This window comes from Mesorhizobium sp. WSM4829, assembly GCF_055811475.1.
In genome coordinates this window covers 25,598-47,695 of the sequence record NZ_JBVVQJ010000023.1, presented here as the reverse complement: position 1 = coordinate 47,695, position 22,098 = coordinate 25,598, and the positions used below count along the sequence as shown (strand labels likewise).

Annotated in this window: 21 protein-coding genes and 1 riboswitch; of the genes, 8 read left to right on the top strand and 13 right to left on the bottom strand. The window is 64.0% G+C overall.

Translation table 11 applies throughout. The features are described 5' to 3' along the window. Positions 1 to 26: 26 nt before the first annotated feature. From AC0L17_RS21470 to AC0L17_RS21425, 10 genes are all read right to left on the bottom strand, one after another. Entirely contained in the window at positions 27 to 1,457 is a 1,431-nt protein-coding gene (locus AC0L17_RS21470; protein WP_473517297.1) for a YeiH family protein, read from the bottom strand. Next, positions 1,454 to 3,514, bottom strand: a complete 2,061-nt coding sequence (locus AC0L17_RS21465) for a hypothetical protein (protein ID WP_473517296.1) — start codon at positions 3,512 to 3,514, stop codon at positions 1,454 to 1,456. Before AC0L17_RS21465 ends, AC0L17_RS21470 begins: the two co-directional genes overlap by 4 nt. Positions 3,515 to 3,736: 222 nt before the next feature. After that, on the bottom strand, positions 3,737 to 5,563 hold the full coding sequence (gene atzF, locus AC0L17_RS21460; protein WP_473517294.1) for an allophanate hydrolase: 1,827 nt from the start codon (positions 5,561 to 5,563) through the stop codon (positions 3,737 to 3,739). Further along, positions 5,560 to 5,910: a cupin domain-containing protein gene (locus AC0L17_RS21455; protein WP_473517293.1), complete on the bottom strand. Its 351-nt coding sequence runs from the start codon at positions 5,908 to 5,910 to the stop codon at positions 5,560 to 5,562. Before AC0L17_RS21455 ends, atzF begins: the two co-directional genes overlap by 4 nt. Next, complete coding sequence (locus AC0L17_RS21450) at positions 5,903 to 6,571, bottom strand: cysteine hydrolase family protein (protein ID WP_287171717.1); 669 nt, start codon at positions 6,569 to 6,571, stop codon at positions 5,903 to 5,905. Before AC0L17_RS21450 ends, AC0L17_RS21455 begins: the two co-directional genes overlap by 8 nt. After that, positions 6,571 to 8,100: an ABC transporter ATP-binding protein gene (locus AC0L17_RS21445; RefSeq protein WP_473517292.1), complete on the bottom strand. Its 1,530-nt coding sequence runs from the start codon at positions 8,098 to 8,100 to the stop codon at positions 6,571 to 6,573. The genes AC0L17_RS21450 and AC0L17_RS21445 overlap by 1 nt, the downstream gene beginning before the upstream one ends. A gap of 9 nt (positions 8,101 to 8,109) precedes the next feature. Beyond that, the gene (gene biuH / locus AC0L17_RS21440; RefSeq protein WP_123146849.1) at positions 8,110 to 8,811 is read right to left on the bottom strand and encodes a biuret amidohydrolase; all 702 of its coding nucleotides are present in this window, start codon (positions 8,809 to 8,811) and stop codon (positions 8,110 to 8,112) included. A gap of 25 nt (positions 8,812 to 8,836) precedes the next feature. Further along, positions 8,837 to 9,763 (bottom strand): ABC transporter permease, encoded by a 927-nt coding sequence (locus tag AC0L17_RS21435; protein WP_473517291.1) that lies wholly within the window; start codon positions 9,761 to 9,763, stop codon positions 8,837 to 8,839. After that, positions 9,763 to 10,923 (bottom strand): ABC transporter permease, encoded by a 1,161-nt coding sequence (locus AC0L17_RS21430; RefSeq protein WP_473517290.1) that lies wholly within the window; start codon positions 10,921 to 10,923, stop codon positions 9,763 to 9,765. Before AC0L17_RS21430 ends, AC0L17_RS21435 begins: the two co-directional genes overlap by 1 nt. A 22-nt stretch (positions 10,924 to 10,945) precedes the next feature. Next, entirely contained in the window at positions 10,946 to 12,073 is a 1,128-nt protein-coding gene (locus tag AC0L17_RS21425) for a BMP family ABC transporter substrate-binding protein (protein WP_287245423.1), read from the bottom strand. Between the two features lie 297 nt (positions 12,074 to 12,370). On the opposite strand from AC0L17_RS21425, the gene AC0L17_RS21420 reads away from it, so the two are divergent. Further along, the gene (locus tag AC0L17_RS21420) at positions 12,371 to 13,054 is read left to right on the top strand and encodes a GntR family transcriptional regulator (protein ID WP_473517289.1); all 684 of its coding nucleotides are present in this window, start codon (positions 12,371 to 12,373) and stop codon (positions 13,052 to 13,054) included. Positions 13,055 to 13,365: 311 nt separating this feature from the next. Here the strand turns inward: AC0L17_RS21420 and AC0L17_RS21415 are convergent, their stop codons facing one another. Both AC0L17_RS21415 and AC0L17_RS21410 read right to left on the bottom strand, forming a co-directional pair. Beyond that, complete coding sequence (locus tag AC0L17_RS21415; RefSeq protein ID WP_473517288.1) at positions 13,366 to 13,752, bottom strand: hypothetical protein; 387 nt, start codon at positions 13,750 to 13,752, stop codon at positions 13,366 to 13,368. Between the two features lie 109 nt (positions 13,753 to 13,861). Continuing rightward, entirely contained in the window at positions 13,862 to 14,191 is a 330-nt protein-coding gene (locus tag AC0L17_RS21410; RefSeq protein WP_473517287.1) for a MoaF-related domain-containing protein, read from the bottom strand. Between the two features lie 204 nt (positions 14,192 to 14,395). Between AC0L17_RS21410 and AC0L17_RS21405 the strand changes: the two genes are divergently transcribed. From AC0L17_RS21405 to AC0L17_RS21375, 7 genes are all read left to right on the top strand, one after another. After that, positions 14,396 to 15,445 carry a LacI family DNA-binding transcriptional regulator gene (locus AC0L17_RS21405; RefSeq protein WP_473517286.1) on the top strand — a complete coding sequence of 350 codons (1,050 nt, stop codon included), beginning with the start codon at positions 14,396 to 14,398 and terminating at the stop codon, positions 15,443 to 15,445. Positions 15,446 to 15,768: 323 nt separating this feature from the next. After that, positions 15,769 to 15,883: riboswitch (guanidine-I (ykkC/yxkD leader) on the top strand. 99 nt (positions 15,884 to 15,982) lie between these two features. Beyond that, positions 15,983 to 17,047, top strand: coding sequence for a putative urea ABC transporter substrate-binding protein (locus AC0L17_RS21400; protein WP_473517285.1), 1,065 nt, complete (start codon positions 15,983 to 15,985; stop codon positions 17,045 to 17,047). Positions 17,048 to 17,152: 105 nt separating this feature from the next. Then, entirely contained in the window at positions 17,153 to 17,965 is an 813-nt protein-coding gene (locus AC0L17_RS21395) for an ABC transporter permease (protein WP_473517284.1), read from the top strand. Further along, positions 17,962 to 18,771: an ATP-binding cassette domain-containing protein gene (locus AC0L17_RS21390; protein ID WP_287049423.1), complete on the top strand. Its 810-nt coding sequence runs from the start codon at positions 17,962 to 17,964 to the stop codon at positions 18,769 to 18,771. Before AC0L17_RS21395 ends, AC0L17_RS21390 begins: the two co-directional genes overlap by 4 nt. A gap of 12 nt (positions 18,772 to 18,783) precedes the next feature. Next, entirely contained in the window at positions 18,784 to 19,992 is a 1,209-nt protein-coding gene (locus AC0L17_RS21385) for an agmatinase family protein (RefSeq protein WP_077381532.1), read from the top strand. A gap of 2 nt (positions 19,993 to 19,994) precedes the next feature. Beyond that, the gene (locus tag AC0L17_RS21380; protein WP_473517283.1) at positions 19,995 to 20,531 is read left to right on the top strand and encodes a hypothetical protein; all 537 of its coding nucleotides are present in this window, start codon (positions 19,995 to 19,997) and stop codon (positions 20,529 to 20,531) included. 38 nt (positions 20,532 to 20,569) lie between these two features. Further along, positions 20,570 to 21,172: a HupE/UreJ family protein gene (locus tag AC0L17_RS21375; RefSeq protein WP_473517282.1), complete on the top strand. Its 603-nt coding sequence runs from the start codon at positions 20,570 to 20,572 to the stop codon at positions 21,170 to 21,172. Positions 21,173 to 21,329: 157 nt separating this feature from the next. Here AC0L17_RS21375 and AC0L17_RS21370 read toward each other — a convergent pair whose 3' ends face one another. Next, the gene (locus tag AC0L17_RS21370) at positions 21,330 to 22,043 is read right to left on the bottom strand and encodes a GntR family transcriptional regulator (protein ID WP_023800160.1); all 714 of its coding nucleotides are present in this window, start codon (positions 22,041 to 22,043) and stop codon (positions 21,330 to 21,332) included. Between the last annotated feature and the right edge of the window lie 55 nt (positions 22,044 to 22,098).

Sequence of the window (22,098 nt, the reverse complement as noted above, 5' to 3'; positions counted from 1 at the left end):
AATGGTGGTGGCGTGACCAAGCCGCATCATAGCTTCGCCACGAAATCGAGGAGCGCCTGGCGGTCGGTCTCGTCCAGGTCGAAGAAGCGGTCGCGCACGATCTGCGCCGTGCCGCCATGGGCGAAGACGGCATCGCGCAGCGTTGTCGCGCGGCCGTCGTGCAGGTAGCGATGGCGCAGGCGGATGCCGACGAGTGGTGCGGTCCGCCATTCGGCGCCAATGGCGTCGCCCTGGACGATCTTGTCGTCGAGCGCCGGCCCCATGTCGTGCAGCAAAAGGTCGGAGTACAGCTCAACTTCGCCGTTGCTGCCCTCCAGCGCCGGCACGTGGCATTTGGCGCAGCCTATCGAGGCGAAAAGCCGTCCGCCATGGCTGTCAAGCATCGCGCCTTGGCTCGATGAGGGTGATGCCGCCCGGAAGGTCGCCGAGAACGGGATCAGCGCAGCATAGGCCAGGGCCGCCGACAGAGCCACCCCGACGAAACCGACGCCGATCAGGCGCCAGGCGCCGCCGGCCTCTCCGAGCCGTCCGACCCGGGTGGTGATGCCGAGCGCGATCATCACCATCAGGAACAGGAACTGGTCGACATCGAGGATGACGCGGCGCAGTTGCGGATTGAGGGTGATCTCCGAATTGAGCATCACCACGCCGATGAACGCGACGATGAACCACGGGAACGGGATCGGTGCGGCCTCTTGCGCCTTGTTGCGGCTGCGAAACACCAGGCTGGCGGCCAGCAGAAGCGGGACGAGCATCAGCACTTTGCTGAGCTTGACCAGCGTGGCAGTGTTCAGCGCGTCGTCGGAAATGGCGAAGGAGGCGCCGTAGACCTGCGCCAGCTCGAAAATGCTCGCGCCGACGAACACGCCATAGAGGCGGTCGTCGAGATGCTGCAGCCAACCGCCCAGGAACATGACCGGATAGGCGAGCAACGCCACGGTGCCGCTCAGCGTGATCAAGGCGATGGCGATGCCGGCGCTCTGGTCGCGTGCACGCACGAGCGCGGCCATCGAGAGGATCGCCGCGGCGCCGCAGACGGCGCTGCCGACCGCGACCAGCAGCGCGATCTCGGCGTCGAGCCTGAACAGCTTGCGCGCGATGGCGTAGAGCAGCGTCAGCACCAGGATCAGCTCGATGGCCGCCACTGCGAGCGGCATGAACCCCAGATCCAGGAACAGCCGCGTCGTGATACGGAAGCCGACCAGCACCACGGCGAGTCGCAGCAGATAGCGCTTGGTGAAGTCGAGTCCCGGGCGCAAGGCGTCCGGACAGGCGAAGCTGCTGCCGATCAGCAGCCCGAAGAGCATGGCGACCAGGACCGGGTTGCGCGACAGCGGCTCGCCCAGTCCGCCGGCGATCCAGCCGGCTGCAAGGGCGAGTGCCGCGGCAACGATGACGCCAGGCAGGACCGGGCGCATTTTTTCCGGCGCATGGGAGAGCGTCAGGGCGAGGCTCATGGCTTTTCCCCATCGGGCAGGCGCAGCGCTCGCAGATAGGAGGCGACCGCGTCGACCTGTGCGGAACCCTGCTCGATCGGCTGCGCGCCCCTCTCGCGGCTGGCCGTCGCGCTGGTGATACCGAGTTCGTTTGCGAAAGCGTTCGCCACCATATCCTCGAGGGTGGCTATATCAGCCTTCCAGCCGTATCGGCCGACCCGCGATGCGCCTTGGGAGTCGACGACATGATGGGCGCGGCCTTTGATGCCGTCGCCCTTGCTGATCGCCTGCGCTTCGATGACGCTGTCCGGTATCTCGTCGATCCCGGCGATGCCGTAGAGAGCGAGCGGCATGCGCAGCGAAATCACATTGGCCTGGCTTGGCATTGCCGCCGACACGATCGCCACGCCATCACGCAAGGCATGGCGTCTGGCGACCGGACTGTTGGGATGTTCGATCGGCACCGTGCGCCCAGAGCCCGGATCCATGTGGGCTATCCTGCGCGCAAAATGACTTTCATCAATGCTCGCGCCGCCGGGGCCGGGATGGCAGGCCACGCAGGACGTTGCATTGAACAATGGGCCGAGGCCCATCCGCGGCGTGAAATCGGTCTGGAACGACCTTTTTCCGCGCGCCGCAAGATTGGCGTCGGCGGCAGCGCTCCGTGTCTCCTGCGTCGCTGCCGCCGCGCCGTGCTCATCGAAGGTCCCAACCTCGACGAGCGCCCCTTCGTGGCCCGGAAATCCCGGAACCTCGCCGCCAATCGTTATCCAGATATGCTGTGCGTCCGCCGACGTCGCGATCGCGCGAAGGCGATCGGCTCCCAAAGGGCCGAGCCCTGGAACCTCGATCGTCGCGCGTGCGAGAAGCCGGCCGTCCTGGCTCACGCGCAGCAGTGAACCGTCGCCGCGGTTGGCGACAAACAGATCGGACCCGCCGGCGAGTGTCGTATGGCTCGAAAACTGCGGATTGGCGATCTCGGGGATTGCGGCGGCGACATCGACCGGACGGTCGAATTCCGGCAGCAAGATCGTGCGGGTCCTGGCGACGGTGAAATGCCGCCGGTCGTCCTCCAGGTCAAGCAGCACCAGCCGATCACGACCCGGATCGGCGATGAAGAGAGCTCGGTCAGGGTTCCACTTGAAGGCGAGGCCGATGACGCCGGGATCGTCGCTGATGCCCAGGCCGGTGCTGACCGTGCCCTGGCCGGTGCTGACCGTGCCCGGCCCGGCCAAGCCGTCGACACCATCCTGGACGTGGATTTGAACCACGCCGCCATCGGCGGTTACCGCGGCGAACACGGCAAAGCCGCTGCCGTCGGGCGAGGGACCGAGAAACGCCGTTCCGAGCGCGCCCGTCTGCATTCCGCCCGATGTCAGCTGGCCGCTTGCCTGGTAATTCAGCAGCTTGCCAAGCCAGCCGCTGGGCTGTGCTTTCGGCGCCTGCTCGCGATCGGTATGCCGGCCGGCGAACACGCCGCCGGCCTCGCGGCTTGGCGCGTTGGCGAGCGGCGCACCGTCGGGGTCGATGACGCTCACGCTGCCCTCGCCAGCCAATCCGTTCGGCGCGTTGGCGATCCAGGGTCTTCCGAAGGCGTTGTTGATCGAAATGTATCGCGGTCCGGATGCGGCTGCGAGGCGCGCGGTTCGAGCTCCGGCATTGTATCGCCGGTTGAGAAACCGTTCGCTCTGCGCCGTGTAGAGCTGCACCCTCGCATCTCCGCCGTTGCCGGTGAGCTCTTGCGGAACGACAATGGTGCCACGAGAGCGCGGATCGATGGACAGGATCGCCCCGACCTCAAGCGCTGGATCGTCGGCTGGTGCGCCGAAATTGCTGCCCACGGCGACGAGAACCCTGAGCGGATCGAGCATCCGCCCTTCGCGCGTCGCCATAAGAAATTCCGGATTTCCCGGTATCGGCCCGCCGACATGAAAGCGCCCCACCTCGCGCACGCCGGCCACGTCGGGCAGCCCGACGGCAACGATTCGAGCGTTCAGGCGCCAATCGGGAGTCTTATCTCCCGCGAACGCCCAGCTCGGCAACAGGCTGAGAACTATCGCCGCGGCCTTCGACAGCATCCGGCGGGTCTGATGAGTCCCGACGGAATCTGTTGGGGCAACTGCACGGCTTGCTCGCATCGCGAAGTCTCCAGCGGTCGCAAGCGCGTGCTGACGCCTGCCAAACCACAGGGCAACTTTAGAGCACGCGCACCTACGGATCGCTTACGGCATTCGGCGTGCTGGCTCGCCGAGCATGCCGCTATGATTTGAGGTCAGCTGCCGGCGCGAACGGCCGGTCGTTCAATCGGCCGGAACGCTTTCCACTCGCTCCGCCGGCCTAGCAACGAAGCTGCGCCAACCACCATAGGCCGAAATGTCGATCGCTCGTGACAACCCGGCGGTTTCGACCAGGAAGCCCTTGGCCGATGTCCCGTCATCGAGCTCGATCGTGCCGATGCCGAGCGGCGGCGGGATCGCGGCCACGAAGCGTCCGAACGCGTCTGGCGAAAGCCGCCAAACCTCGACATCGATCGACGTCCCGTTGCCATCGGCAACACGCACGAGCCCCGGCTTCGGCACCGACTGGCCGGCGAGCGCATAGAGCTGATAGGAGGCAACCGTCTTGGCGGCCCTGCTCAATCGCGCGCCAAGCGCGCAGAGCTGGCCATTGAGCGGCATCCCCGACAAATGCGCGCCGACGACCACGAGCTCGATCATGCCGTCATCGACGTCAGGGGTCTTGGCGACGCAGGCAGGCATTGCCCAACCAGTCGCGCCAAGGCCGAGACCGCTGGCTCGATGGACATCACGGGCGAGCGCCGCCGTCAGGGCGTCCTTGCCGGCGGCAGCAAGCAAGGTAACGCTCATCGGCAGACCGTCGTCGCGCTTGCCCGTCGGCACGGCGATGCCGCACATATCGAGCAGATTGACGAAGTTGGTGTAGGTGCCGAGCCGGCTGTTGGAGACGATCGGATCGGCCAAAACAGTCTCCAGCGAATAGTGTGTCGGCGCCGTCGGCAAGCAGAAAAGATCGACCGAGGCGATGACAGGCGCGAGCCTGGCCTTGTGGGCCTGCAGTGCATAGAGGCCTTTGAAAGCATCCGCCGCGGAAAGTTTTCGTGCGCCGCCGATGATCGTGCGCGTCACCGGGTGCATGGCTGCCTCGCTCACGTCCATGAAATCCGCGATCGCCGCATAGCGCTCGGCCACCCAGGCGCCTTCGTAGAGCAGGTTGGCGGTAGCGTAGAAATCGCCGAAGGGAATATCGATCAGTCGGCAGCCGAGCTGTTCCAGCGTCCGCAGCGCCGTTTCGAATCCCGCTTGCATGGCCGCGTCGCCAAAAAATTCCCGGTCCGCTGTTGCGGGAACCCCGACGGTCAGCACGGGTGGACACGGACCAAGCGGCGGCGCCGCGATAGCGCGCGAATAAGGATCGACGTCATCTTTGGCCGCCGCGGCCCTGAAGACGCTATGGGCGTCATCGACGGTGAGCGCGAAGACGGAGACGCAGTCGAGCGTGCGGCAGGCCGGCACCACGCCGGTGGCCGACAGCGCGCCGACGGTCGGCTTCAGCCCGACGATGTTGTTGAGGCCGGCGGGAATACGGCCGGATCCTGCGGTATCGGTGCCGAGCGCGAAAGAAACAATGCCGTGCGCCGTCGCCACGGCCGAGCCGCACGAGGAACCGCCCGGCACCAGTTTCGGATCGATCGCGTTTCGGGGGACCGGATAAGGTGTGCGCACGCCGACGAGGCCGGTGGCGAATTGGTCGAGATTGGTTTTTCCGACGACCAGCGCCCCGGCCGCCCTCAGAAGCGCGACGACGGTGGCGTCTTTCGCCGGCAAGTAGGCATATTCGGCGCAGCCGGCCGTGGTCGGCATTCCGGCAACATCGATGTTGTCCTTGACCGCGAACGGTACACCCCACAGCGGCTTTGCCACGGGATCGAACCCGCCGAGTGCGTCGGCTTCGGCGAGCAGGTCCGCCCTGCTCGCCAGATGGATGAAGATGCCTGGATCGTCCGCTTTCGCTATGCGCTGAAACACGATTTCAATAATGGTAGCGGCCGACATGCCGGAGGCATAGGCCGTGTGCAGGCTGCCGATATCGAAGCGGATGTCGCTCATTTGGCCTCGTCCAGAATGATCACCGGCAGATTCCACTGGATCAGCACGACGCAGCCGTCTTTCGTCCACACCGAATGCTCGGTCCCGACCGGGTTCAGGATCACGCTTCCGGGAAGATAGTCGCCAGTCTCGTCGCTCTGGGTGCCTTCCAGCACAACGATGGTTTCCAGTGCGACATGACGATGGCGCGGCACGCCGGCGCCGGGCTGATAGTTCAGGATCGCGACGGAGGGTTCGGCCGGTCCGCCCTTGAGCAGCCAATGCACCGTGATGCCGTCGCGAAAATGCTCGAATGCCAGATCACGCCAGACCCCATGGATGAGAGCCGGGTATGCAATGTTAGGCATCGGCAATTCCCTTGAGCACCTGGTCCGTCATCGCCGTCCAGCCGACGATCGCGCCCTGCGCCCTGATCATGGCCAGTGAGGCCGCCTTGAACTCCGGAAAATAGCTCTCCGTCGCATCCTCCGCCAGCAGGCATTCGTAGCCGCGGTCGTTGGCCTCGCGCATCGTCGTCTGCACGCAGACTTCCGTCGTAACTCCGGCGAAGACGAGCTGCTGCACGCCGAGCCGCTTCAGGTCCTCGCCGAAGCTGGTAGCGTAGAACGCGCCCTTGCCGGGTTTTTCGATGACGATTTCGCCAGGCAGCGGGGCCACCTCGTCGAGGATCGCCGTTCCCGGCTCGCCGACGACCAGCACGCGGCCCATCGGACCGACATCGCCGATTCGGATCGACGGATTGCCGCGATTTCGCTTGGCCGGCGGCAGGTCCGAAAGGTCTGACCTGTGGCACTCCATCGTGTGGATCACCGGCAGGCCGGCGGCGCGAAATCCCTGGATCAGCCTTTTGACCGTCGGCACGATCGCCACCACCCGGCCGACGTCATTGCCGAGGCTGGCGCCGAAGCCGCCCGGCTCGGCGAAATCGCGCTGCATGTCGATGACGACCAGCGCCATCGCCTCAGGCTTGAAGGCAAACGGAAACGGCAGCGCGTCGATCTCCGCCATCAGTGATGTCCCGCCATGTGCTCGCCGATCGTCTGGACGCTCGCCTGTGCGATCGGCGTTTCGTAGACCAGCGCGCCGTCGGACATGACGAAGATGCGGTCCGAGAGCTCCAGCAATTCGTCGAGGTCCTCCGACATCAAGAGCACGGCGGCACCAGCGTTGCGTGCCCGCATGATACGGGCTCGGATTTCGGCGACTGCGGAGAAGTCGAGGCCGAAGCAGGGGTTCGACACGATGAGAAGATCGACCTCGCCGGTCAGTTCGCGGGCGAGCACAGCGCGCTGGACGTTGCCGCCGGAGAGTGACGAAATCGGCGAGGCGAGCGAGGCTGTCTTGACCTTGAACTGCTCGACCAGCCGCGTCGCATAATCCCTGATGGCGCTCATCCGGATCCAGCTTATCGGCTTGCCGGCCTCGTTCAGGTCGAAGGTCCGGAATGCCATGTTTTCGGCAACCGTCATCCGCGGCGCGCAGGCATTGCGCAACGGTTCCTCCGGGATGAACCGCACATTGAGCGTGCGGGCCTCGGCGCGGCTGGCGCCGTAGGGCGATCCCTTCACCAGAACGTCGCCGGCATCACGCGTACGCTGCCCGGCAAGGACTTCTAGAAATTCCTTCTGGCCGTTGCCGGAAATGCCGGCGACACCGACGATCTCGCCGGACTTCACATCAAGCTCGCCGATATTGATGGTTTTCAGGCCGGTGCGGTCGGGCGCCTTCAGCGCCTTCACCGTCAGGATTTGCCTGGCGCCGACCGGCACTGGAGCGCGGCTGTCGAGCGCGGCGATCGGCTGGTCACCGATCATCATTGCCGCCATCTGCTTGTGAGACAAATCCGATACTTTCCCCGTTCCTGTCAGTCTGCCCTTGCGCAGCACAGTGATGTCGTCGGCAAACGCCGTCACCTCGTGGAACTTGTGCGAGATCATCAGCACGGTGAGATCGCCCGCCTTGGTCATGCCGCGCACGAGGCCCAGCACTTCCTGCGCCTCGCCGGGGGTTAGCACCGACGTCGGCTCATCCAGCACCAGAAAACTGCGGCCGAGATAAAGCTGCTTGATGATTTCGAGCTTCTGTTTCTCGCCGGCGGCGAGTTCGGCCACTTTGACGTCGAGCGGCAGCTTGAACGGCATCCGCTCCATGAACTGGGCAAGTGCGGCGCGCTCCTTGCGCCAGTCGATAATCCCCGGCACCTTTTCGCGGGAAATGACCAGGTTCTCCGCACCTGTCAGCGACGGGACCAGGGTAAAATGCTGGTAGACCATGCCGAGGCCGAGCGCAGAGGCGTCCTTCGGACCGGCGATCCCGATCTCGCGGCCGTCGACCAGAATGTCGCCGGCGGTCGGGTGATAAAAGCCCATGATGCATTTGACCAGCGTCGACTTGCCCGCGCCGTTTTCGCCAAGCAGCGCATGAAACGATCCCGCCGGCACCTTGATGGAGACGTCGTCCAGCGCGGTGAAGGCGCCGAAACGCATGCTCATGCCGATCGTCTCGACGCCAACCGCTCTTTTGCCGCGATCACTCATGATCGAACCTCATGGCAACTGGGCGACGAAGGACGCCGAATTGGACACCGCGCCGAACACGCCGCCTTGCATCTTGATCATCTTGATCGCGGCGAGATGGTTGCCGTAGTCGGTCGCCCCGCAGCAATCCTCCAGCATCACGCATTCGAAGCCGCGGTCGTTGGCTTCGCGCATCGTCGTATGCACGCAGACGTCGGTGGTGATGCCGGTCAGCACGATGTTTTCGATGCCGCGCTGGTTGAGGATCAGTTCCAGGTCGGTGGCGCAGAACGAGCCCTTTCCCGGCTTGTCGATGATCGGCTCGCCTTCGGCCGGATAGAGGTCGGGGATGATGTCCCAGCCCGGCTCGCCGCGCACCAGGATGCGCCCGCAGGGTCCGGGGTCGCCGATGCCGGCATTGATGCGGCGCGAGCGCCAGCGCTTGTTGGCCGGCAGGTCGGCGAGATCGGGCCGGTGGCCCTCTCGCGTATGAATGATGGTGTAGCCCTTCGCCCGCATGGCAGACAGCACCGATCTGATCGGTTCGATCGGCGCCCGCACCAGCGAGAGATCGTAGCCCATATGATCGACATAGCCGCCCGGCCCACAGAAATCGGTCTGCATGTCGATGATGATCAGCGCCGTGTTGTCGGGCCGAAGCTCGCCATTGTAGGGCCATGGATAGGGATCGGCATCGATGTAGCGCTGCGTGACCTCGGCTCTGGCGTTCATTGAGAAAAACTCCAGTCTGGAAACGTCATTTGGTGATCGACAGTTCGCCCGGCGCGCCGGCCAGCGAACGGCTCGGCGACGAGGTGGCGATCATGATGACGAGGGTGAGAATGTAGGGTGCGGCGTAGAACAGATAGTAGCCTTGCGTGACGCCGACCGATTGCAGCGCCGGCCCCAGCGCGCCGGCCCCGCCGAACAGCAGCGCGGCGGCAAAGCAGCCGAGCGGGTTCCAGCGCGCGAAGATGACCAGCGCCACCGCCATCAGCCCCTGGCCCGACGAAATGCCTTCGGTCCAGCTGCCGGGATAGTAGAGCGACAGATAAGCGCCGCCGATTCCGGCCAGCGCGCCGCCGATGCCGGTGGCGATGAGGCGCACCGTATTCGGGTTGAGGCCCATGGCGCGCGCGGCATCGGAACTGTCGCCGACCACGCGCAGGATCAGGCCGGCCCGGGTGTTGCGGAAAGCCCACCACAGGAATACGGCAAGTGCTGCGCCGATCAGGAACAGCACATTGATGTTGAGCGCCGCCTGCACTTGCGGAACGTCGGACCAGCCGCCAAACGGGATGGCCGGCAGGTCGGGCGCCGAGGGCTGGATGAACGGTTTGCCGAAGAAGAAGGCGAGACCCGAGCCGAACAGCATCAGCGCAATGCCGATGGCGATGTCGTTAACGCCACGGAATTTGCAGATCCAGCCGTGGAACAGGCCGAAACAAAGACCGGCCACGGCGGCGGCCAGCAGGCCGAGCCATGGTGAGCCGGTCATCACCGCGATGGCATAGGCGGTCATCGCGCCGAACACCAGTGTGCCTTCGAGACCGAGATTGATGCGGCCCGAACGCTCGGTGATGGCTTCGCCCAGCGACACGAAGATGAAGGGCGTCGACACCCGGATGGCGCCGCCGAGCATGGCGAGCGGGACGCCCCAGAGGCCGATCTCGGTTGCGCCCATCAGGCAGTTCCCTTCAGGAGATCGGGCCTCTTCAAGAGATCACCCCTCTGCCAGAGGTCGGGATTGAAGGCCTTGAAGCGGCCGTAGAAGGTTTCGCTGAACAGGATGACGACGAAGAGCATGCCCTGCAGCACCAGCACGGTGGCATCGGGCAGGTCCATGCGGCGCTGGATCAGCCCGCCGGAGGCGTCGATGCCGCCAAGCAGGAAGGCGACCGGGATGATGGCGAGCGGATTGTGGCGGGCGAGGAAGGCGACCAGGATACCGGTATACCCATAGCCGGCGGCGAGCGAGGCGTTGGCGCTGCCTTGCACGGCGGCGACTTCGAGCATGCCGGCAAGGCCGGCACAGCCGCCGGCCAGCGCGGTGAAACCGACAATCAGCGGTCCAACGGCAAGTCCCTGCACCTGGGCTGCCCTGACATTGCCGCCAGCGATGCGGGCGGCGAACCCCCAGCGGGTCTTTTCGATCAGCAGCCAGGACAGAATGCAGGCGATGATGCCGACGACCAGGCCCCAATGCACGTCCATGCCGGGAATGTTGCCGATGCGGTAGGCCTCAGCCAACGGCTCGGTCGACGGTTTGTTGAGCGAGGCGGGATCGCGCAGCGGTCCTTCCACCAGATGGTTCATCAGGGCGATGGCGATATAGGCCATCAAAAGGCTCGATATGGTTTCGTTGACGGCACGGTAGTGGCGTAGCGCGCCGACAGCACCGATCCAGATGCCGCCGGCGGCCAGGCCCGCCACGCCCATGACAAGAATAACAAAAAAGGCGGGGGCGCCGCTGGCGGCCACGCCCATGGCAGCCGCGGCAACGCCGCCCAGCACGATCGCGCCTTCGCCGCCGATGACGACAAGGCCGAGCCGGGCCGGCAGTGCCACGCAGAGCGCCGCAAGCAGCAAGGGTGCGGCCCGCGACAGCGAGTTCTGGACCGAGAACCACGAGCCGAAGCCGCCGCGCCACATCGTTTCATAGAACTGCGCCGGCGATTTGCCGACCAGCGCGATGAACAGGCTGAACAGGGCCATGCCGACAATCAGGGCCGCGAGCGGGATGACGAGGGCTTCCGCCCGCCGGGCGATCCATTCGAGCGCCGTCGGATAGCTCCGGGCGCCGAGCATCACTGGCACGCTCGCGCTGCTCACGGTGTCTGCCATGGCCCCCGTCTCCGATCCATGCTCAAGCGGTCGAGCCGACGACACCCTCGACGAGATAGTCCATGCTTTCCAGTTCGATCGCGGCTTCGACGAAGGTCTGGCCCTCGGTTGCGACGACATCGCCCTTGTTGTTCTTCAACGGCCCCTTGATCACCGAAAAGCCGCCCTTCATCATTTCGGCGAGCGTGCCGTCGAACTGTGCGCGCGCCGCCTCGCTGACGGCGGGGCCGAGCGGGCTCATCTTGACGAAGCCGTCGGCCAGTCCGCCGCGCGTGAAATTGGGCAGCGGCTTGCCGGCCACGAGGTCGTCGACGAACATCTTGTAGACCTTCGCCCAGTTCCATTCCGCGCCGGTCAGGTATTTTTCGGGTGCCAGCGGGCTCTGATTGGCATGGTAGCCGCAGATGAAGGCGCCGCGCCCCGCCGCCGTTTCGACCACCACTTTCGGGCTGTCGACATGGCAGGTGATGACGTCGGCACCCTGATCGACCAGTGCATTGGTGGCCTCCGCCTCCTTGACCGCCAGCGACCATTCGCCGGTGAAGATCACCTGGCAGGTGATTGCCGGGTCGACCGAGCGTGCGCCGAGCAGGAAGGAGTTGATGTTGAGCAGGACCTGCGGAATCGGCTTTGCCGCGACGAAGCCGATCTTCTTGGTCTTGGTGGCGTGGCCGGCGGCGACGCCGTTGAGATACTGGCCCATGCCGATATAGCCGAAATAGGAACCGGCATTCATCGGATGCTTGTCCTTGTTCCACATGCCGCCGCAATGGCGGAACTGCACGTCGGGGAATTTCGCGCACATGGCCAGCATGTGCGGATCGAAATAGCCGAAGGAGGTCGGGAAGATCAGCGAGGCGCCGTCGAGGTTGATCATCGATTCCATCGACTTTTGGACATCGACCGTTTCGGGGACGTTCTCCTCCTCGACCACGGAGATGCCCTCGATGGCCTTCAATGTGGCGGCACCCTCGGCATGCGCCTGGTTGTAGCCGTAGTCGTCCTTCGGTCCGACATAGATGAAGCCGACAGTGACGGCAGCGGCGAATGCCCTGCTGATCGGGAATGACGCCGAGGCCAGGCCGAGCGCCGCTCCGGCGGCGGAGGTCTTGAGCAGCTCGCGGCGGCTAAGCATGAATCTCTCGGTCATGTGAATGCTCCCTGTTGAACCCTTTCCGGGTCGATTTAATTCCCTTCTCGTAAAAGTGCATGCAATCGCTGTGCCAGTTCAAAATCTGGATTTTATCCAATTAAATCAGTTGGCATGCCGATTTGCCGTGCCCAAGCGAAAGGCAATTGCATGCACTTTTTGCCTTTCAATTAGCCAGTTTGACATCTAGATTAAAATAGAGGCATAGAGGGCGCGCCCGAGTCGAAACTTCCGGCGAGCCACTTGCGGCACGCCGCGAAAAAGACTGACGGAGGAGAATTGTCGGGGAAGCGCAGCTTGATCAGGTCGGGCACGACCGTCGATCAGATGGTGAGGGCGATCGGTGACCGGATCGTCACCGGCTTCCTGCGCCCCGGCGAAAAGCTCGACGAGGCCTCGCTGGCTGCCCGTTTCGATGTGTCGCGCACCCCCGTCAGGGAGGCGCTTGGCCGGCTGAGCGCCATGGGGTTGGTCGAAAGGCGGCCCAACCGCGGCGCCACCGTCGCCGTGGTGACGCAGGAGCATCTTGCCTCGATGTTCGAGAGCATGGCCGAGCTTGAAGCGATTTGCGCACGGTTTTCAGCCGAGCGCATGACCACCGCCGAGCGCCGAGCGCTCGAAATCGAGCACCAGGCATCGGCGCGCCTCGTGCAACTGGGTGCGGAGGAGGACTACGAGTATTTCAACACCGAGTTCCACACGCGGCTCTATCGCGGGGCGCACAGCAAGCACATCTATGAACTGACCGTGATGACCCGCAGCCGGCTGGCGCCGTTCCGGCGCGCGCAATTCATGCTGCCGGGGCGCTTGGCCAAATCCTGGCAGGAGCATGACGTCATCGTTACCGCAATCATGCGCGGTGACGGCGCCGCCGCAGGGCAAGCAGCCAAGGATCACGTCTCCATCGTCAGCGAGGCGAGCGCCGTCTTTGCCGCGGTCGACCCGATGAAACCGGCGGATTCGATCGGGATGTCTTCCTAGTGGACAAAACCTGACGCTTGGTAACCGAAACGGAATACCGTTTTGACCCCAACCTCGTCATTCGTTCAGCTCACAGCTAATGGGAAGCCAAGCCGACCATCGCCGACAAGTATTGAGCGCCGGTCGACGCGATCGTCCTACTTTGCGATGCCGCCTCTTTGCCGCCACCGCCGAGCCATTTGCTAGCCGGACCTCCGAGTGGTCCTGCCTCGTTCACTCGGATCTTTCTCCGATGCGGGCACAGACGCCCGGCATTCGATTTCCAGCGACCGCTTCGCGCTCAATTGCTCCAAGCGAGAGAGGTTGTCCGACTACGACTTCATCTCGATTCGGATGCCATGCACGAGCTTGCCGCTCTTGTTGAGCACCCGTCCCGCTGGCTGCGGGGCCATCGGATGGACAACCAGGCACCCTTTGCCATCCCATGCTTCGATCGCCCGGATCACGTCGCGATTGTCCGGCAAGACGGTGCCGTCCGGGGAAATATCATGGATTGGCCCACCAACGGAGTCGAATACGAAGACAGAAGGCCAGCGGTGGTGGTGGATCGGTTCTTCCTCATCAGCCTGCAGCGTAACCTCAAGCACTCGCAAATTATCGTTCTCGAAGAGTACTTTGTGATTGGCCGGCGCGGCCGCAACGGCATCGAATGCCGGATCCCATTGAGCTGGATCGATCTGGTTGATGTTACCGGTCATGGCCATGTTCTCCTCCATCGGTGCCACCCATCTATTGATAGGCGTCTAGGTCGCGTCTTCTCAATTTCGATCTGTATGGCGTGAGATCGGCCGCTACAACAGCGGCCGATCAAACCGCTGGAACTGGTTGAATCGCGCCTTGCGCGCAGAATAGCTGCCCGTCAGCGAGCCGCGCATAATTGTGAACGACTTTGTTCTCGTGATCCTGAACCTGCACCACGAAGTTACCGCTCTGCTCGGTCCAACTCATGATGAAGAGACCCGGACGGACACCAGTCACATCGCTCCTCACCACCTCGTCGATCTCAGTCGCGCCGATAGTTGCCCGCACGCGCAATTCTGTCGGCGACAAGACCGTTAGCCTTGGCACGAACGGGCCGAACGCGCAGTCGAAAGTCTTCCCGACGAGTGAGGTCGGGGCACCATTGGTCGCAGCCATCCTATCCTCCGTGGTGATCTGGCGCTCAAAGGTTCAGAGGGTGGGCACAATAAGCCGTCGTCGGCTTCGAATGCCGATCAACCTACCCATTCCGCTGTATTGGAGCGCTCCAAACGCAAATTCTGCCTCTTCTCGCAGCGAGTCAAGAAAAAACTTGGAGCGCTCCAAGAAATTGGCTTAAGTGCAGGAATGAATGGTCCCAAAATGCCAACCCTCGCCGATGTCGGGCGCGTCGCTGGAGTCTCCCGCGGTACTGTCTCCAATGTCTTCAATCACCCGGACCTCGTGCGGGCCGACGTGCGCGAACGCGTCCAAGCTGCGGCGCACCAGCTTGGTTATGATGGCCCTGACCCCAGAGGACGAGTGCTGCGTGACGGCAAGTTCAACGCTATCGGGTTTATGCCGCCGGGCGCCTATGCCATTGCCGACATGATGAGAAGCCCATACGGGCGAGAGCTGGTGCTTGGCGTTTCGCTTGCATGCGACGAGGCCGGGGCGACGCTGAGTCTGGTCAATGGCACGAACGAAACGCGCACCTCCGCCATCCGGGAGGCGTTGGTCGACGGCTTCATTTTGGGTCACAGCGCAGACATCGACCTGATCACCTCGGCGCAGCGCCGGCGCCTGCCGTTTGTCATCCTCGAAAGCGACGCCGGCCCGGACATCAATTCGATCCGGATCGATGGCAGGAACGGCGCGCTGATGGCCGTCGGGCACTTGGCTGCTCTCGGGCACCGTCATTTTGTGATCCTGTCCGTCCGGCGCACATCCGGGCCGCCGATCGTCCACATGCCCGGCAAACGCAGGCGCACGATCACTGCCGGATTTCAGCTCGACCACGAAAGGCTCAAGGGCTTCGCCAAAGGCTTGGCCACGATCAATCTGTCGATCGATGATGTCCCGATCATCGAGACCACGCCCGGGGAGCCTACTGCCGGAGCTGTCGTTTTCGATCGAGTTCCGGATGCGACCGCAATCCTGACTATGTCGGACTGGCAGGCAATCACAGTGCTGGACGAAGCAGTTCGTCGCGGCATAAGCATACCCGAGCACGTGTCGGTCGTGGGCTTCGATGGCACAGCGGAAGCCGCACGCACCAGGCCCCCTCTAACGACAGTGGCGCAGGACATTGTCGGGAAAGGGCGGCTTGCCGCCGCGATGGTATTAGCGAACGGTCCCCCACAGCAAATCGTCATGCCGATCGAACTGGTGGTCCGCGGCTCGACCGCCCGACCGCGTACCTCTTCGAACTGACAAGCGGACCGTCATATCAATTCCCATGGTCCGCTCTCGCGCAAAGCTGCCGCTCGTTCCCGAATGGTTGAGTGACCGCTCATGGCCCACTGCGCCGTCGGAGAGTTGGTGAGTTAGGTCTCCTTCCCACCCTGAGGGGGCTAACGGCCCCGGAAGCAAGCGTCAGATTTTGACCACTAGCAGCTATCAGGCAAAAACTGCCCAATCCTTCGGCGATGCGATGATTTTTGCGTCACTCGGACAAATCTCGAAGCCGCACAGCTCCACAAATGCCGGCCTTTTGGCACAATTAGGCTTGGCATGCTCCTTGCTTCGTTGGTGATGTGCAGAGCGTCTAGGGTTCCGGCCGCAACACAGCGGTGCTGGTCCAAGAGATGCGACCGCCAGGGATGCACTGAGGCATCCGGCGGAACACGGCGGGCCAAAATCCCGGGAGAACCCTGCACGGGTTTGCTGGCGCGAACCTCTCCCGGATGCGCGCTCGCAAATCCCAACGTTAAGTCCGGTCGCAATCCGGATCGCGAACAGGGGTACGCAATGCTTCGCAAGCTGGCCGCAATCATCCTAGCCGCATCACTCAGCCTTCCCATCGTTTCCGCCGCCGGCGCGGCGCCCAAGAAAGACTTCAAGATATGCTGGTCGATCTATGTCGGCTGGATGCCGTGGGGCTATCTCTCCGATAGCGGCATCATGAAGAAATGGGCCGACAAAAACGGCATCAATGTCGAGATCACCCGCATCAACGACTATGTCGAAAGCATCAACCAGTACACCGCCGGCGGTTTCGACGGCTGTTCGATGACCAACATGGACGCGCTGTCGATCCCCGCAGGCGGCGGCGTCGACACCACCGCTTTGATCATCGGCGACTTCTCCAACGGCAATGATGCGGTGATCCTCAAGGACAAGGCAGCGCTCGCCGATATTGCCGGCCAGAAGGTCAATCTCGTCGAGCTCTCCGTCTCGCATTACCTGCTGGCGCGGGCGCTGGACACGGTCAAGCTCGCCGAGAAGGACATCACCGTCGTCAACACATCCGACGCCGACATGGTCGCCGCCTATGGCACCAGCGACGTCACCTCGGTCGTTACCTGGAACCCGCTGGTTTCCGAGATCGTCGCCATGCCGGGTGCGCACAAGGTGTTCGATTCCGCGCAGATTCCCGGTGAGATCATCGACATGATGGTCGTCAACACCGAGACGCTGAAGGACAATCCGGCATTGGGCAAGGCGCTTGTCGGCGCGTGGTACGAGGTGATGGAGCTGATGACCTCCGACACGCCGGAAGGCAAGGCAGCCAAGGAGGAGATGGCCAAGGCGTCCGGCACCGACCTCGCCGGCTTCGACGCGCAGCTTGCCTCGACGGCAATGTTCTTCGACCCCGCCGAGGCGGTCGAGTTCACCAATGGCAGCGAATTGCCGAAGACAATGGATCTTGTCCGCAACTTCCTGTTCAGCCACGGCATTCTCGGCACCAATGCGGCGAGTGTCGACGTGGTCGGCATGAGCTTTGCCGACGGATCGACGTTGGGCGACGCCAACAACGTCAAGCTGCGTTTCGATCCAGCCTTCATGGCCGAGGCGGCCACCGCGACGCCCTGACCCGACATGCTGGCCAGGGGAATGAGTGCCAGGGTTGAAGTCTCCGCGACGGGCGGGGAGGGCACCACGCGCCCTTCCCGGCCGAGGCCGAGGGTGCGCCTTCGCATGATCAATGCGAAGGTTTCGCGCGGCGGCGCCTTGTTCCTCGGCGGCTTGCCGTTCCTGTTCGTGGCGATCGCCTATCTCTTCGCTTCGGCGCAACGACTGGTGGTCAATCCCAGCGACAAGCTGCTGCCTTCGCCGGTACAGATGTGGTCGGCCTTTCTTGACCTTGCCACGGTGCCGGACAAGCGCTCGGGCGACCTCATCCTGTGGGTCGACACCTATGCCAGTCTCCTCAGGCTGTTCGCGGGCGTGGGCGTTGCGACGGTCGCCGCGCTTTCGCTCGGCATTGCCATCGGCTTCATCCCGCGGGTGCGGGCGTTCCTGCTGCCGTTCGTCACCGTCGTTTGCGTCATCCCTCCGCTGGCGCTGCTGCCGATCCTGTTCATCGCGCTCGGTCTCGGCGAAACGGCCAAGATCACGCTGATCGCCGTCGGCGTCGCGCCGGTGATGGTGCGCGACATCGCCAACCGGGTGATGGAACTGCCACCAGAGTTGGTGGCCAAGGCGCAGACGCTTGGCGGCAACAGCTGGACCATGGTCTTGCGGCTGGTGCTGCCGCAGATCATGCCGCGCCTCATCACATGCGTGCGGCTGGCGCTCGGGCCGGCCTGGCTGTTCCTGATCGCCGCCGAAGCCATCGCCTCGACCGAAGGGCTGGGTTACCGCATCTTCCTCGTCCGCCGCTATCTCTCGATGGACGTCATCCTGCCCTATGTCGCCTGGATCACGCTGCTTGCCGTGATCACCGACTGGCTGCTGGTGCGGCTGTCGCGGGCAATCTCCCCTTGGGCGCATCCGGTGGAGGCCAGATGAGTCGCATCGTCGTTCACGGGCTGGAAAAGAGTTATGGCGATGCCCGCGTGCTCGAGCGGGTCAACGTCACCGCCGAGGCCGGCGAATTCCTGTCGCTGGTCGGCGCCAGCGGCTGCGGAAAATCGACGTTCCTGCGCATTCTGCTCGGCCAGGAGCAGCAGAGCAGCGGCGTCGTCATCGTCGGCGATGGCCCGATCGTGCCCGAGCCGACGCCGCAGCGCGGCATCGTCTTTCAGCGCTATTCGGTGTTTCCGCATCTGACCGCCATGCAGAACCTGCTGCTGGTCGAAGACTTTCGCTCGGGCGGGCCGTTTGGCCGCGTCTTCGGCGCCAGGCGCAGAAACGCCAGGCAACAGGCCGAGGCCATGCTGGCGCGGGTTGGCCTTGCCCATGCGCGCGACCTCTATCCGGCATCGCTCTCCGGCGGCATGCAGCAGCGGCTGGCGATTGCGCAGACCTTGCTTGGCCGTCCGCAGATCCTGCTTCTCGACGAGCCGTTCGGTGCGCTCGATCCCGGCATCCGCGTCGAGATGCACGACCTGCTGACCGAACTGTGGACCGAGCATGGCATGACGGTGGTGATGGTCACCCACGACATCGGCGAGGCCTTCAAGCTCGGCACCCGCGTGCTGGTCTTCGACAAGGTGCGCCACGATCCGCAGTTCCCGTCGGCTTACGGCGCGACGATCACCTACGATCTGAGGCTCGATCGCAAGACCCGGGCTTCCTCTCATCACTTGGCCAAGGTGGCCGCGATGGTCGGGACGACCCGGCCGGATACAGCAATGGCGACGACGGCGTCGTAACGGAGAGTTTGAATGTCCAGAAATATCCCCGAACGCAGCCACCGCCGGGCAGGGCTCGTCGCCCGGGCGGCCAGGGAGCGTTTTCACCACCCCGATTTCGACGCCCGCGGCACGCAGGGCTGGAAGTCGATCGAGGCCGAGGGCAAGCTGCCGGAAAGCGGCTGGCGCAAGGAGCAGCAATGGGCGCTCGACATGGGCCTGCCGGGGTCGGAGTCGATCGTCGACAAGTCGATCCCGACATTCGCACGCGGCGAGCTGCCGCATTTCGCCGGCATCAACACCTTTCTCAAGGCGCCCTATGTCGAGAACGTCCGCGATGTCGGCAAATATGATGCTGCCGTCATTGGCATTCCTTTCGACAGCGGCACCACCTACCGGCCGGGAACCCGCTTCGGGCCGCAAGGCATTCGCCGCATCTCGGCGCTCTACACGCCGTACAATTACGAGCTCGGCGTCGATTTGCGCGAGCAGATGACGCTGTGCGACGCCGGCGACGTCTTCACCATTCCCGCCAACCTCGAAAAGAGCTTCGACCAGATCACCAAGGGCGTCAGCCATGTCGCTTCGTCCGGCGCGCTGCCGATCATGCTGGGCGGCGACCACTCGATCGGTTTCCCTTGCGTGCGCGGCATCGCCGACGTGACCTCGAAGCGCATCGGCATCATCCATTTCGACCGCCATATCGACATCCAGGAAAAGGATCTCGACGAGCGCATGCACACCACGCCTTGGTACTGGGCGACCAACCTGCCGAACGTCTCGGCGACCAATCTCGTGCAGCTCGGCATCGGCGGCTGGCAGGTTCCCCGCTACGGCGTCGCCGAGGCGAGAAAACGCGGCACCAACGTGCTGACCATTGCCGACATTGAGCAGATGGGCCTCGAGAAGGCGGCGGAAATCGCGCTCGAGCTCGCATGGAAGGACACCGACGCCGTCTATATCTCTTTCGACGTCGACAGCCTCGATTGCGGTTTCGTGCCCGGCACGGGCTGGCCTGAGCCGGGCGGCTTCCTGCCGCGCGAGGCGCTCAAGCTGCTTGGGCTGGTGACGGCTCCCGGCATTTGCGGGCTGGAAGTGGTCGAGGTCTCGCCGCCCTACGACACGTCGGACATCACCGCGCTGTTCGGCGTGCGCGTCGTCGTCGAGGCGCTTGGCTCGATGGTCGCCCACGGCAATCTCGGCAAGCACAAATCGATCATCGACAAACCGGTGAGTTTTTGACCATGCACGACGATCATCACCATCACAATCATGGCCATGACGGCGGCCACAATCATCACGGGCCGAACGGTCATCATGACCATCCGCACGCCCCCGGCCACAACGGGCCCGCTGGCAAGCCGCTGCAATGGCAGACGCCGCATCTGCCGGAGCAGGCTCACAAGCTGCCGGTTGATCCCGCATCGGTCGACCTCGATCTTGTCGAAACCGCCTTCCTCGAAGGCTTTGCGCGGGCGCCGGACCCATCCAGCTTTCTGCGCCTGGCCGGCATACCCTTTGTCGGCGAGAGGGCCGACGGCGTGCGGCTTCATCTCTTGCGCGTCGAAACCGAGGATCTGGTCGACGTCGGCGCGGTCATGCCGCTCGTCGGCGGCACCGGCGTCGCCTACCACCCGTTGCCGGCGCGCCTGACATCGCACCGCCGCCGCCTCGCTTTCATCTATCACGATGGCGCTGAGCAAAAGCCGCTCGGCTTCGCCGCCGCGCGCTCCCTAGCAGACCGTTCCGCCGCTTCGCAATTCGCCGTTCCCGGGCACTGAAAACCAAAACCCGTCACTCTCATAGAGCAGGTACAACCATGAAAACTTTCGCAAGCATGAAAACATTGGCAAGACTTGGCATCCTTTCAGCTCTCGCCGCCGTCACACCGTCGCTGGCGTTTGCCCATAGCGGCGGCGCTCACGTCCACGGCTTTTTCGCCGGCCTCGAACATCCGCTGTTCGGCATGGATCATCTGCTCGCAATGGTTGCAGTCGGCATGATCGGCGCCCGTGCCGGCGGGCGCAGCATTGTCCTTGTGCCGCTGTTCTTTGTCTCGGCCATGGTCGCAGGGGCCTTGCTCGGCATGGCCGGCATCGGCCTGCCTTCGCTTGAAACCGGCATCGCGCTGTCGCTTGTGGTCTTCGGCGCGATGGTCGGCCTCGCCAGGCCGCTGCCGCTGGCCGCCGCGGCGGCACTGACGGCCCTGTTCGGCCTCTTCCACGGCAACGCCCACGGCCTTGAGAGTCCCGAGAGCGCCGGCGGCATCGCCTACGCCGCTGGCTTCATGCTCGCCACGTCGATGCTGCATGCAATCGGCATTCTGTCCGCTGTCAAGCTGGCTCGTTGGCCGACGACGGTCCGCACCGCTGGAATCGCCACTTCGCTGGTTGGAATGGCCATGGCGGCCCAGGCTTTTTGAGACGCAGGCAGTCGGCGAACAGAACTGGAAAGCAGATGAGCCAGAAATGGTCGATGAGGCTGCGGCGCGTCCGCGATTTGCTGTACCAGATCCTGAAGGTCCGAGCCCAACGGCTTTGAGGGGCGCGGTATTCGCGTCCCTCCGGTCGAAATGAGCGTCAGAACTCGAGCGCCTGCCTGAGCGCCGGACCGCTCCTGACACGCAGATCGAGGTCGGCCTCGATATGGTCGATGTGGTGCAGCATCAGGGCGCTGGCGCGTTCGGAATTGCCATTTTCCAGCGCCTCCAGGATATTCATGTGTTCGCTATGGCCGCAGCTCGAGACGCCCGAGCGGCCGTAGAGCGCGATCACCAGCGATGACCGCGCCACCAGTTCTTCCATGAAGCGCTGGAGGATGGCGTTTCCGGCAACCGAAGCCAGCAGCAGGTGAAAATCGCCCGAAGCCTTGATTTCCGAGCGTCTTGCATTTGGTCCGCGTTCGGCAATGAAGCGGCCCTCTTCATCGAGCTGCGCCTTGAAGGCAGCGACATGGTCCGGCGTCATCCGCCCGGCTGCGGCAATCGCTATGCCGGGCTCGATCAGCCGGCGCGAAGCGAAGACCTGGCGCGCTTCCTCCGGCGACGGGTTGGCGACGAAGGCGCCGCGATTGCGCTCGGTCCGCACCAGGCCTTCGAAGGAGAGCATCTGCAGCGCCGCGCGCGCCACGGTGCGGCTGACATCGAATAAAGTGCCGACCTCGCCTTCCGACAGTTTGGTTCCGGGCGCCAGCCGGCGGTCGACGATCGCGTCGCGCAACTGGTCGCGGATCGCCTGGGCGCGATCCTCGTTGGCACTGTCGACAGCAGGGAAAGTCTGGTCGGCTATATTCATGATGGTGGTCCCGGCACCCTTCTACCCTGAATCGGGTCGCTTGCACGAGGGGCAA